Origin of the sequence: Pseudarthrobacter sp. SL88, assembly GCF_026672455.1 — a bacterium.
Lineage (GTDB): Bacteria > Actinomycetota > Actinomycetes > Actinomycetales > Micrococcaceae > Arthrobacter.
The window spans coordinates 2,745,508-2,757,899 of record NZ_JAPPRD010000001.1 but is presented as its reverse complement, the minus strand read 5'-3'; the positions used below and the strand labels follow the sequence as shown (position 1 = coordinate 2,757,899).

The 12,392-nt window shown below is 64.4% G+C and carries 13 protein-coding genes; 8 read left to right on the top strand and 5 right to left on the bottom strand.

Translation table 11 applies throughout. The features are described from left to right. Positions 1 to 3: 3 nt before the first annotated feature. The 7 genes from OVA06_RS12480 to OVA06_RS12450 all read left to right on the top strand — a co-directional run bounded on the left by OVA06_RS12480 (position 4) and on the right by OVA06_RS12450 (position 6,446). Positions 4 to 837, top strand: coding sequence for an ABC transporter permease (locus OVA06_RS12480; protein WP_056082385.1), 834 nt, complete (start codon positions 4 to 6; stop codon positions 835 to 837). A gap of 126 nt (positions 838 to 963) precedes the next feature. Then, the gene (locus OVA06_RS12475) at positions 964 to 1,524 is read left to right on the top strand and encodes a hypothetical protein (protein WP_261620759.1); all 561 of its coding nucleotides are present in this window, start codon (positions 964 to 966) and stop codon (positions 1,522 to 1,524) included. Positions 1,525 to 1,534: 10 nt separating this feature from the next. Next, complete coding sequence (locus tag OVA06_RS12470; protein ID WP_268158632.1) at positions 1,535 to 2,368, top strand: exodeoxyribonuclease III; 834 nt, start codon at positions 1,535 to 1,537, stop codon at positions 2,366 to 2,368. Between the two features lie 18 nt (positions 2,369 to 2,386). Further along, positions 2,387 to 3,430, top strand: coding sequence for a tryptophan--tRNA ligase (trpS, locus tag OVA06_RS12465; RefSeq protein WP_268158630.1), 1,044 nt, complete (start codon positions 2,387 to 2,389; stop codon positions 3,428 to 3,430). 4 nt (positions 3,431 to 3,434) lie between these two features. Next, a complete protein-coding gene (locus OVA06_RS12460) occupies positions 3,435 to 4,028 on the top strand; it encodes a 2'-5' RNA ligase family protein (RefSeq protein WP_261620757.1) in 594 nt (197 codons plus the stop codon). Between the two features lie 37 nt (positions 4,029 to 4,065). Beyond that, a complete protein-coding gene (locus tag OVA06_RS12455) occupies positions 4,066 to 5,040 on the top strand; it encodes a YihY/virulence factor BrkB family protein (RefSeq protein WP_200937849.1) in 975 nt (324 codons plus the stop codon). A gap of 107 nt (positions 5,041 to 5,147) precedes the next feature. Next, positions 5,148 to 6,446, top strand: coding sequence for an ABC transporter substrate-binding protein (locus OVA06_RS12450; protein WP_261620756.1), 1,299 nt, complete (start codon positions 5,148 to 5,150; stop codon positions 6,444 to 6,446). Positions 6,447 to 6,485: 39 nt separating this feature from the next. On the opposite strand, the gene OVA06_RS12445 is transcribed toward OVA06_RS12450, so the two are convergent. From OVA06_RS12445 to sdhC, 5 genes are all read right to left on the bottom strand, one after another. Continuing rightward, positions 6,486 to 7,256 carry an alpha/beta hydrolase family protein gene (locus OVA06_RS12445; protein WP_261620755.1) on the bottom strand — a complete coding sequence of 257 codons (771 nt, stop codon included), beginning with the start codon at positions 7,254 to 7,256 and terminating at the stop codon, positions 6,486 to 6,488. A 93-nt stretch (positions 7,257 to 7,349) separates the two neighbouring features. Beyond that, complete coding sequence (locus OVA06_RS12440; RefSeq protein WP_015936415.1) at positions 7,350 to 8,132, bottom strand: succinate dehydrogenase iron-sulfur subunit; 783 nt, start codon at positions 8,130 to 8,132, stop codon at positions 7,350 to 7,352. A gap of 1 nt (position 8,133) precedes the next feature. After that, the gene (gene sdhA, locus OVA06_RS12435) at positions 8,134 to 9,933 is read right to left on the bottom strand and encodes a succinate dehydrogenase flavoprotein subunit (protein ID WP_056082049.1); all 1,800 of its coding nucleotides are present in this window, start codon (positions 9,931 to 9,933) and stop codon (positions 8,134 to 8,136) included. 110 nt (positions 9,934 to 10,043) lie between these two features. Beyond that, complete coding sequence (locus OVA06_RS12430; protein ID WP_056082046.1) at positions 10,044 to 10,505, bottom strand: succinate dehydrogenase hydrophobic membrane anchor subunit; 462 nt, start codon at positions 10,503 to 10,505, stop codon at positions 10,044 to 10,046. Positions 10,506 to 10,508: 3 nt separating this feature from the next. Then, a complete protein-coding gene (gene sdhC, locus OVA06_RS12425) occupies positions 10,509 to 10,889 on the bottom strand; it encodes a succinate dehydrogenase, cytochrome b556 subunit (RefSeq protein ID WP_082178227.1) in 381 nt (126 codons plus the stop codon). 281 nt (positions 10,890 to 11,170) lie between these two features. On the opposite strand from sdhC, the gene OVA06_RS12420 reads away from it, so the two are divergent. After that, positions 11,171 to 12,304 carry a mannose-1-phosphate guanylyltransferase gene (locus OVA06_RS12420; RefSeq protein ID WP_268158620.1) on the top strand — a complete coding sequence of 378 codons (1,134 nt, stop codon included), beginning with the start codon at positions 11,171 to 11,173 and terminating at the stop codon, positions 12,302 to 12,304. Positions 12,305 to 12,392 lie beyond the last annotated feature (88 nt).

The window sequence follows — 12,392 nt, the reverse complement described above, 5'->3', positions numbered from 1 at the left end:
CGCATGGACCATGGAAGCCCGGCTGGCACGGCGGCTGCGGCAGCCCGGGACCGGACCTTCGGCCCGCTGTATTCCCGCAACGCCAGGGCAGTTATCGCCCGCGGGCTGATGGCCACCAGGAGCACCAACTGGCTGGTCATGCTGTCCGGGTTCTTCGAACCGGTGCTCTTCCTGGTCTCCATGGGGGTGGGGCTGGGAGCCATCGTCGGAGCGGTTGAAGGTCCCGATGGCACCGCCATCAGCTACGCGGCCTACATTGCCCCGGCACTGCTGGCAGTCTCCGCGATGAACGGGGCGGTGTACGACTCCACGTGGAACGTGTTCTTCAAAATGAACTTCGCCAAGCTGTACCAGGGCATGCTGTACACATCGCTGGGGCCGCTGGACGTTGCCCTCGGAGAGATTTTCCTGGCCCTCCTGCGCGGCATGCTCTACGCCACCGGCTTTACGGCCGTGATGGGAATGATGGGGCTGATCACCTCGCCCTGGGCCCTGCTGATGGTCCCGGCCTCGGTGCTCATCGCCTTTGGCTTCGCGAGCCTGGGCATGGGAATCACCAGCTTCCTGAAAACCTTCCAGCAGATGGACTGGATCAATTTCATCCTGCTGCCGATGTTCCTGTTCAGCGCGACGTTCTACCCGCTGAGCGTCTACCCGGAACCCATCCAGTGGTTCATCCAGGCCATGCCCTTGTGGCACGGCGTGGAACTGCTGCGCCAGATCAGTGTCGGTGCCTTCTCCGCGGCCACTGCGGTGCATATCGGCTACTACCTGGCTATGACCGCCGCGGGCATGCTCCTGACCACCCTCCGCCTGCGGGCCCTGTTCCTGAAGTAGCTCCCAACCAAGTAGCAGCAGATGTCGTTTAGAGGGGTCTAAGGGACATCTGCTGCTACCTGCCTGGGTGTTCGCCGGGGGTGGAAGGAGGCCTGAGCATGCCGCGCCGTTTGAGAGAATAGGTGCATGCAATCTCTGGGCAACCCCAATTCAGCTCCCCACGCCGCCAAGGGCGGTTTCTCGATGTTCCGCATCAGCGGCCCCGGACTGATGGTCCTGGTGACCGCGTTCATCGTTGCCGTGATCTTCGCGGCAAACCAGAACGACGTCGTGGGCTGGGTTGTGGCCGTCATCGCCTTCTTCTGGCTGGCGCTCGCCTGCTTCGTGGTCTTCAGCATCCAGAGGGCGGCCAAGAAGGCCGGGGCGAAGCTCAGTGAGGCCCAGAATGCCTTCACCACGGCAGCCGGCCGGGGTCCGATGCAGTCAGCGGCAGACCATGGCGGAACCACCGTGGTGTCCGAACGCAGCCAGGCCGATGAGGTCCGCGACCTGAAGCTGGATCACTCCTTCAAGATCGTCCAGGTGCAGATCCGCGTTGTGGAGGAGGAGCGCGCCAAGGGTGCAGCCGCCAACCAGGACACCATCAACCGGGCCCTGGAAACGATTGAAATCACGGCCACCAACGCCCGGGACATGATCAGGTCCTCCGGCAACGGCGAGCCCGTGGCCGGAACCATCATCGACTAGAGTGGAACGGGTGAGCTCGGCATTGAAGAAGGACCACCTCCGCATCGCATCCGTTAACGTGAACGGTTTGCGGGCTGCCTACAAGAACGGCATGGCCGCCTGGCTGGAGCCGCGCGACGTGGACATCCTCTGCCTCCAGGAAGTCCGTGCGCCCGACGCCATTGTCCGGCAGCTGCTGGGCGAAGGCTGGCACATCCTCCACGCCGAAGCCGAGGCCAGGGGCCGCGCCGGCGTTGCCATCGCCTCCCGCGAAGAGCCCATCGCCACGCGCAACGGGATCGGCGATGACTACTTTGCCACCGCCGGCCGGTGGGTCGAAGCCGACTTCCGCGTCACCGATGCCTCGGGGGAGCGCGTGCAGCTCACCGTGGCCAGCGCCTACGTGCACTCCGGCGAGGTGGACACCCCCAAGCAGGACGACAAGTACCGTTTCCTGGACGCCATGAGCACCAGGCTTCCGGAGCTGTCCAAGCACAGCGACCATGCCCTGGTGGTGGGTGACCTCAACGTGGCCCACACGCCCCTGGACATCCGGAACTGGAAGGGAAACCTCAAGAAGGCCGGATTCCTGCCGGAAGAACGCGCCTACTTTGACCGGTTCCTGGGCGAGGAAATCGGCTGGCACGACGTCCACCGGACCATGTCCGGGGAGATGGATGGGCCGTACACCTGGTGGTCCTGGCGGGGCAAAGCCTTTGACAACGACGCCGGCTGGCGCATCGACTACCACCTGGCGACGCCGGCGCTGGCAGTCTCGGCAACCTCCGCCGTCGTGGACCGCGCGGCCACGTACGACACCCGCTTCTCCGACCACGCCCCGCTGGTAGTGGACTACCAGCTCTAAGCCCCGAAAGTCTTACGCATGACACTCCAGCCCACCCCGGCCGCCAAGAAGCGCATCCTCTCAGGTGCCAAGCCCACCGCCGATTCCCTGCACCTGGGCAACTACATCGGAGCCGTCCGCAACTGGGTGGACATGCAGGCCGAGTACGACGCCGTGTTCTTCATCCCTGACCTGCATGCCATCACCGTGGACTTCGACCCCTCGGAGCTTGCCAAGCGCACGCGGATCGTGGCTGCCCAGTACATCGCGGCCGGGATCGACCCGGACAAGAGCATCTTTTTCGTCCAGTCCCACGTGCCTGAGCACGCTCAGCTGGCCTGGGCGCTGAACTGCATCACCGGTTTCGGCGAGGCCTCCCGGATGACACAGTTCAAGGACAAGACCCAGAAGTCCGGCGCGGACACCGCTACCCTCGGGCTTTTTGCCTACCCCACGCTGATGGCGGCGGACATCCTGCTGTACCAGACGGACCTGGTGCCCGTAGGCGAGGACCAGCGGCAGCACCTCGAGCTCACCCGCAACCTCGCCCAGCGGTTCAACACGAAGTTCGGCGACACCTTCACCGTCCCTGAGGCCACCATCCTCAAGGAAAGCGCGAAGATCTACGATCTTCAGAACCCCAGCGCCAAGATGTCCAAAACCGGCGAGTCGCCCAACGGAGCCATCCAGCTCCTGGAGGACCCGAAGATTGCCGCCAAGCGCATCAAGTCCGCCGTGACCGATGCCGGCACGGAGATCAGGTTCGACCCCGAGGAGAAGCCCGGCGTTTCCAACCTGCTCACCATCTACTCATCCCTGACGGGGAAGCCGGTGGCTGATCTTGAGTCCGAGTACGAGGGCAAGATGTACGGCCACCTCAAGGTGGACCTCGCTGAAGTGGTGGTGGACTTCGTCACCCCGCTGCGTAACCGGACCAATGAACTGATGGCCGATCCTGCCGAGCTGGACCGGCTGCTGGCCCTTGGCGCAGAGCGGGCGCGGGAGATTGCCTCTGTGACGATGGCCCAGGTGTACGAGCGCATGGGCTTCCTGCCGTCCCACAGCCTCGCAGGAGTCCGCTAGCACCATGTCTTCCAGCGTCGGCGTCATCCTCGGGTTCCCGCCTGACATCGCAGCAGAGCTCCAGCAATGGCGTGCGTCCTTCGGCGATCCGCTGGCCGGTGTGGTGCCTGCGCACATCACGCTGGTGACCACCACGCCAACCCATGATTGGGAGGCAACCCTGGCCCACGTCCGGGACGTGGCCCGCCGGCAGAGCCCCTTCATGGTCACCATCTCCGGGACCGGGTCCTTCCGCCCCGTATCACCAGTGGTGTTCATCAAGGTCGAGGACGGTTTCGACCAGTGCGTCGAGCTGCACGAAAAGCTCCAGCAGGGTCCGTTGCAGCGTGACCTGCCCTTCGCTTTCCATCCGCACGTCACTATTGCCCACGATGTTAGCCCCGAAAGCCTCGATGAGGCGGAAACGGTGTTGAAAAGCTACAAGGCCACCTTCCCCGTGGTTAGCATGGGACTCTACGAGCATGATGCAGACGGCATCTGGCAGCTACGGGAAGAGCTGGACTTTGGGACCGAAACTGACAACGACGCCGGCACCCGATTCGCGGACGGTGCTGCGGAAGCGGCATCCCGAACCGGCGGGGCAGCCTCTTCCCACTGAGCGCGCCAAGTTGCAGCTGGCCGTCAGCCAGAAGCGGATGGACTGGAGCAAGGCGCGGCGGTCCGGCGGCGGGGGCATCAAATCCCTCCTGGCCATGGTCCAATGGCTGCTTGCCCGGCTGAACGCCTTCCGTCCCATGCGCGCCTTCCGGCATTACAGCCTTCAGCACGGTCCGCTGATGAGCGCCGGCATCGGCTTCAACATGTTCTTCTCCATTACCGGCCTGCTGGCCACCGGGTTCTCCGTTGCGGGGCTGGTCCTTCGCGGACAGCCTGCACTGCTGGACAGCATAGTCAGTAGCGTGGCCTCAAGTGCCCCGGGCCTGTTGAAGGTGGACGGCGGAACGGGCCTGGTGGACCCCCAGGACCTCCTGAACCCGCAGGGCCTGGGACTCACTGCCATCATCGCCGCCATCGTCACCATCATCACCTCCCTGGGCTGGATTAACGGGCTCAGGGACGGGCTTCGGGGCGTCATGGAACTGCCGCCCCTGGTGGTCAACCCGGTGGTCCTCAAGCTGCGGGACGCGGGCACCCTGCTCCTCCTCGGGGTAGCCCTCGTCATCAGCGCCGGCGCGTCGCTTATTTTCGGGACGGCAGCAGGCTGGGTATCTGATTTCCTGAACCTGGACGATGCTGTGGCCGGCCCACTGACGACACTCATTAAAATCGCCGTTCCGCTGGTCCTGAGCTGGGTGACAGCCCTCATCATGTTCCGGCTGGCAGGCGGGCTCAAGCTCTCCCGCCGCGCCCTTCTGGAAGGCACCATCCTGGCAGCCATCGGCACCACGGTGCTGCAGATCTTCAGCACCGAACTGTTGGGCGGTGCCGGCCGCAATCCCATCCTGGCGCCGTTTGCCATCATCATTGGGCTGCTCATCTGGTTCAACTTCGTCAGCCAGGTGTACCTCGTATCGGCAGGCTGGTCGGCGGTCCGCGAAGCCGATCTCGCAGCGGGGGACAAGCCGCGCAAATCGATCCTCGGCGCCCGCCACACCATTCCCCAAACCTGAGTAACCCGCGCCCGGCATCCCCGGAAACCAGCAGGGCCTGTTGGCGGCCAACCGCGTTGTGATACGTTTCACGAAACCGTTTTCTGACGAGGGAAGAAGCTGACCCGATGATGCGCCTCAGTACCCACGGCCTCCGCACATCCGTCGCAATGCTTAGTGCAGCATGCCTGCTAGGACTGACCGCGGCATGCTCCGCACCGTCGGGCGGAGCCGGCGACGGCCCGGTGGAGATCCGGTTCGCCTGGTGGGGAAATGCGGGACGTGCAGAGCTCACCAACAAAGCCATTGCAGAATTCGAAGCCGCCAACCCGGACATTAAGGTGAAGCCCGAGTTCGGCGACATCGGTGGCTATTTCGACAAACTCGCCACTCAGGTTGCCGCTAACGATGCACCGGACGTCATCACCATGGGCGGCGCCTACCCGGCGGAATACGCCAACCGTGGAGCGCTGCTGGATCTCTCCAAAGTCTCAGGTCAGCTCGACCTTGCCAAGCTGGACCAGGGGGCGCTGGACAACGGCCAGGTCCAGGGCAAGCAGTACGGCATCTCCACCGGTGCCAACGCCCTCGCCATCGTGGTGAACCCCGCTGTTTTTGCGGCGGCCGGCATTCCCCTCCCGGACGACACCACCTGGAGCTGGGAGGACTTCGCCGAAACTGCGGCGAGCGTGACGGCTAAGAGCCCCAAGGGCACCTACGGGACGGCAACGGTCCTCACCCACGACTCCCTGGACGCGTTCGCCCGGCAGCGGGGGGAGTCCCTCTATACCCAGGACGGCCAGCTTGGCCTCACCAAGGAGACAGTCCAGGACTACTTCGACTTCTCCCTCAAGCTCAGTGAGTCCGGCGCCGCACCCAACGCCTCCGAGACAGTGGAAAAGCTCAGCGTCAGCACCGAACAGACGCTCATGGGCATGGGCCAGGCCGGCATGATGCTCACCTGGAGCAACTCCCTGACAGCGCTCAGCAAGGCCTCCGGCGCCGAACTGAAACTCCTCAAGCTCCCCGGCGAGAAGCCCACACCCGGCATCTGGCTCCAGTCGTCGCAGTTCTACACCATTTCCGCCCGAAGCAAGCACACCGAAGCCGCGGCCAAACTGGTGAACTTCCTGGTGAACAACCAGTCCGCCGCGAAAATCATCCAAAGCGACCGCGGTGTCCCGAGCAACCCCGAAATGCGCACGGCCATCCAGGACCTCCTGACGCCGCAAGGGAAAGTGGAGGCCGCCTACATCGGCGAGATCGGCAAGATGGACTTTGCGCCCACCTACATCGGACCCACGGGTTCTACTGCGGTCTCCGAGATCACGGCGCGGATCAACACCGACGTGCTGTTCAAACGCCTGACGCCTGAGAAGGCGGCCGAGCAATGGATCAGCGAGAGCAAGGCCGCCATCGGCAAGTAGGCAGCGCACAGATGGCCGGCCAGGCCAGCCTCGAGCCGGTCAGTGCGCGGCGTCGAGGTACTGGTCGGCCCAGGCCGCGATGATCCTGGCAGCCCGGGCGGCCTGGCCCTTGCCGGTCAGGAGGTGGTCGCTGCCTTCCAGGGAGACAAAGTTCCGTGGGTGCCGGGCGGTCTGGAAGATCGTGCTGGCGTTCTCGATCCCTACGGTGTTGTCGGTGGGGGAGTGGAGCACCATCAGCGGCTTGTGCAGCTGCCGGATGCAGTCCGTGAGGTCGGCGTTTTCCAGGTCCTCCACGAAGTGCCTGCGGATCTCCACCCGCTTGCCGCCCAGGTCCACTTCCGCGCTGCCTTCGTTCAGGATCCGGTCCAGGGCGGCGTCGAAGACGTGGGCCACATGCTTGGGCGAGAAGGGGGCGCCGACTGTTGCGACGGCGTCGAGCTCCGGGATCTCACGGGCCGCGGCCAGGACTGCCGCGCCGCCGAAGGAGTGGCCCACCAGCAGCGAAATTTCCTTGCCCTCGCTGCGCATGAACTCCGCGGCCTTGACCGTGTCGGCAACCTTGTGGCTGAAGGAACCGGCAGACCACTCGCCGGCCGAGCCGCCCAGGCCCAGGTTGTCGAACCGCAGCATGCCCACGCCGCTGTCCGCAAGGGCCTTGCACATCCGGGACGCGGACGGGCTGTCCTTGCCCAGGGTAAATCCGTGCGAGAACACACCCCAGCCCTTGACGGGGACTTCCGGAATATCGATGATCCCGGACAGCATCTCCCCGGTGGAAGCGGCGAATGTGACCTTTTCTGAGCGGGACACGGTGTCCCCTTCCTGTCGAACGGCGTGGGGTTTAACGTTCGACGGCGCCACTCACCACGTGGGGTGAGTGACGCCGTCGTCCGCTGGTGATCCTTAGATCTTGCGGGACAGGATCGCCTGCTTGACCTCGGCGATCGCCTGCGTCACCTGGATGCCGCGGGGGCATGCCTCGGAGCAGTTGAAGGTGGTGCGGCAGCGCCACACGCCTTCCTTGTCGTTGAGGATCTCAAGGCGCATGTCGCCGGCGTCATCACGGGAATCGAAGATGAAGCGGTGTGCGTTCACGATGGCCGCCGGGCCGAAGTACTGGCCGTCGGTCCAGAAGACCGGGCAGGAAGACGTGCACGCAGCGCAAAGGATGCACTTGGTGGTGTCGTCGAAGCGCTCACGGTCCTCAGCGGACTGGAGGCGTTCCTTGGTGGGCTCGTGGCCCTTGTTGATCAGGAACGGCATAACCTCGCGGTAGGACTGGAAGAACGGCTCCATGTCCACGATGAGGTCCTTCTCCACCGGCAGGCCCTTGATGGGTTCCACCGTGATGGGCTTGGACGTGTCCAGGTCCTTCAGGAGGGTCTTGCAGGCGAGGCGGTTGCGGCCGTTGATGCGCATGGCATCGGAGCCGCACACGCCGTGGGCGCAGGAACGGCGGAACGACAGGCTGCCGTCCATCTCCCATTTGACCTTGTGCAGGGCGTCCAGGACGCGGTCCGTACCGTACATGGTGAGGTGGTAGTCATCCCAGGTGGCCTCTTCCGAGACCTCCGGGTTGTACCGGCGGACCCGCATGTGGACATCGAACGTGGGGATTTCGCCGCCCCCGCCGACGCCGGCAGGCAGTTCAATCTTTGAGGCTGGCTCAGCGATTTCAGCGGTCATCTTAGTACTTCCTCACCATCGGCTCGTAGCGGGTAAAGACGACCGGCTTGGTGGCCAGCCGGATCCCGGCGATTGCTTCCGCCGATCCGTCAGCCGGCGCGTGGTCATCCTTGTACGCCATGGAGTGCTTCATGAATTTCTCGTCGTCACGGTCCGGGAAGTCCTCGCGGAAGTGTCCGCCGCGGGATTCCTCGCGGTGCAGGGCAGCAACAGTCATGACCTTGGCCAGTTCCAGCAGGAAGCCCAGTTCCACGGCTTCGAGGAGGTCAAGGTTGAAGCGCTTGCCCTTGTCCTGCACGTTGATGTGCTTGTAGCGCTCCTCGAAGGAGGCGATGTCGCGCAGGACCTGGTTCAGGGTGTCCGCGGTGCGGAACACCTGCATGTTGGCGTCCATGGTGTCCTGCAGCTCCTTTCGGATCTGCGCCACCTTCTCGTCGCCGGTGCCGTTGCGGGCGATGTCCAGCAGGTCCGTGGTGTAGTCCAGCGGGTTCTCCGGCAGCTCCACGAACTGGGCAGTCTTGGCGTATTCCGCAGCGGCGACGCCGGCACGCTTGCCGAACACGTTGATGTCCAGCAGGGAGTTGGTGCCGAGGCGGTTGGAGCCGTGGACGGACACACAGGCCACCTCACCGGCGGCGTACAGGCCCGGGATCACGGTGTCGTTGTCCTGGAGGACTTCGGTTTCGATGTTCGTGGGGATGCCGCCCATGGCGTAGTGCGCGGTGGGGAACACCGGCACCGGCTCGGTGTAGGGTTCCACGCCGAGGTAGGTGCGGGCGAACTCGGTAATGTCCGGGAGCTTGGCGTCGATGTGCGCCGGTTCCAGGTGGGTCAGGTCCAGAAGGACGTAGTCCTTGTTCGGGCCGCAGCCGCGGCCTTCACGGACTTCGTTGGCCATGGAACGGGCCACGATGTCGCGGGGTGCCAGATCCTTGATGGTGGGGGCGTACCGCTCCATGAAGCGTTCCCCCTCCGAGTTGCGCAGGATGGCGCCCTCACCGCGGGCGGCCTCGGACAGGAGGATGCCCAGGCCCGCAAGGCCTGTCGGGTGGAACTGGAAGAACTCCATGTCCTCCAGGGGGATGCCGCGGCGGAACGCAATACCCATGCCGTCACCGGTCAGGGTGTGGGCGTTGGAGGTGGTCTTGAAGACCTTGCCGGCGCCGCCGGAAGCGAACACCACGGACTTGGCCTGGAATACGTGCAGTTCGCCGGTGGCGAGGTCGTAGGAAACCACACCGGCAACGCGCTTCTGCTTGTAGGCGGTGCCGTCTTCGCGGACCGCATCCTCTTCGACAGTCAGCAGATCCAGGACGTAGTACTCGTTGTAGAACTCAACGTTGTGCTTGACGCAGTTTTGGTACAGGGTCTGCAGGATCATGTGGCCGGTACGGTCCGCTGCGTAGCACGCACGGCGGACGGGTGCCTTGCCGTGGTCGCGGGTGTGGCCGCCGAAACGGCGCTGGTCGATCCTGCCTTCGGGCGTGCGGTTGAACGGCAGGCCCATCTTTTCCAGGTCGAGCACGGCGTCGATGGCTTCTTTGGCCATGACCTCGGCGGCGTCCTGGTCCACCAGGTAGTCACCGCCCTTGACGGTGTCGAACGTGTGCCACTCCCAGTTGTCTTCCTCGACATTGGCAAGGGCTGCACACATGCCACCCTGCGCCGCACCTGTGTGCGAGCGGGTGGGGTAGAGCTTGGTCAGTACTGCTGTGCGCGCGCGCTGACCGGATTCGATCGCGGCGCGCATGCCAGCGCCACCGGCACCGACGATGACGACGTCGTACTTATGGACCTGCATACCAGACGCTCTTTCTCTCAAAATTCGCAATAAAACAAACGGGGGCGTGCTGCTGTCCCCGCACAACAGGGCCCGCGGTTTATGCCCGCGGGCCCGGGATGATGCTGGTGCTAGGCAGGGCAGAAACCGCCAGGCAGCGGAACGCCGTCCACCACGGGGCACGGATCGAAGGTGAAGATCACCAGGGTGCCCAGGACGATGATGACGACGGTGGCCGAGTAGAGGACCGTCTTCAGCCAGCGGCGGGTTGAGTCCTTCTCGGCGTAGTCGTTGATGATGGTTCGCACGCCGTTGGTCCCGTGCAGCATGGCCAGCCACAGCATGGCCAGGTCCCAGAACTGCCAGAACGGATCTGCCCACTTGCCGGCCACGAAGCCGAAGTCGATGGCGTGGATGCCCTCGCCCACCAGGAGGTTGACGAACAGGTGCCCGAAGATAAGGACCACCAGCACCACGCCGGAGAGGCGCATGAACAGCCAGGCGATCATCTCGAAGTTGCCCCGGCTTCCGCCGTTGCGGCGGTACTGGGGTGCGATCCGCCCGCTGCGGGGGCTCTCGATGGTTGCAGTCATGGCTTAGTGACCTCCGAGGGCGAGGGACAGGTGGCGGATGGAGAAGGCGACCATGGTGACAACCCAGAGGCCCAGGACTACCCAAAGCATCTGGCGCTGGTACTTGGCGCCCTTCTTCCAGAAGTCCACTGCGATGATGCGCAGGCCGTTGAAGGCGTGGAACACGATCGCAGCGACAAGGCCCGTCTCACCCAGTGCCATCAGCGGATTCTTGTAGGCGCCGATGACGGCGGTGTACGCCTCCGGGGACACACGCACCAGGCTTGTGTCCAGGACGTGGACCAACAAGAAGAAAAAGATCACTACACCGGTAATCCGGTGTCCTACCCAAGACCACATGCCTTCACGGCCGCGGTACAAGGTGCCAGCTGGTTTTGTCGGCACTGATAAACCTCCCTGCAACACAGCGGCGCTGGCATGAGATCCACGCGGGGGGAACGCCTGCTGCGAGAGCACTCGTAGCTCAGGCCTAAATCTAGGCTTCGCTCACAGCTTATTCAATTTAGGAGCATCTTGCTGCCCAGCAGTGGCGCGGTTTTCCTGAATTTTTGAGACAAACGCCACAAAGCCTTGCTCGGAAAGCGGCTCTCCTGCTTCCGGGCAGGCCCCCCGGCGCAGGTCCGTCTACGCGGGCAACCGCGCCCGTTCGGCTAAAGTAGGCCTTGATGAGTACAGACAAAGTGACAAGCCCGGTATCACCTTTGGACCGCTTTTACGCGGTGATTCCGGCCGGCGGAGTGGGGACCCGCCTCTGGCCCCTGTCACGAGCCGCAGCTCCCAAGTTCCTTCACGACCTCACCGGTTCGGGCAGCACCTTGCTGCGCGCCACCTATGACCGGCTCCACCCGCTCGCGGGGGACCGGATGCTGGTGGTCACCGGAAAGGCACACCGCGATGCCGTGTGCAGGCAGCTTCCCGAGATCCAGGACGCCGACCTGGTGCTTGAATCAGAGCCCAAGGACTCCGGTGCCGCGATCGGACTCGCCGCCGCCATCCTGCACGAACGCGATCCCGACACCATCATGGGATCCTTCGCGGCGGACCAGGTGATCAGCCCGGACCAGCTCTTCCAGGAAGCGGTCCGCGAGGCCATCTACACCGCAGCTGCCGGGAAAATCGTCACCATCGGCATCAAGCCCACGCACCCGTCCACAGGCTTCGGTTACATCCGTTCGGGCCAGGTGCTCCATGTTGAAGGAGCGCCCAGCGCCCAGGACGTGGTGGAGTTCGTGGAAAAACCGGACGAAACGGTGGCCCAGCAGTACGTCGACAGCGGCAACTATGTCTGGAATGCCGGCATGTTCGTGGCTCCCGTCGCTCTGCTGCTCAAGCACCTGGAAGCCAACCAGCCCGAACTGTTCCAGGGGCTGCAGGAGATCGCCCGCGCCTGGGATACCCCGGAGCGCGATGAGGTCACGGCGCGGGTATGGCCCACGCTGCCGAAGATCGCCATCGACTATGCCGTGGCTGAACCCGCCGCTGAAGCCGGGGACGTCGCCGTCGTGCCCGGGACCTTCCGGTGGGACGACGTCGGAGACTTTGCCTCCGTGGGCCGGCTTAACTCCGCCAAGGAAGTGGATGACGTGACGGTGCTGGGTGAGGGCGCCCGCGTCTTCACGGAGAACTCCAGCGGCGTGGTGGTCACCGACACCAAGCGCGTCATTGCCCTGATCGGCATTGAAGACGTGGTGATCGTGGATACGCCCGATGCCCTCCTGGTCACCACCATGGCCAACTCCCAGCGGGTCAAGGCCGCCGTCGACGCCCTCAAGGCCAGCGGCGACACCGACGTCCTCTAGGACGCCGCCGTCCCCATCCCGGGCACCAGCCGTGCCCGGGATGTAACGCGGCGACCGTGATGGACGCTATTGCGGCCACGATCGCTAG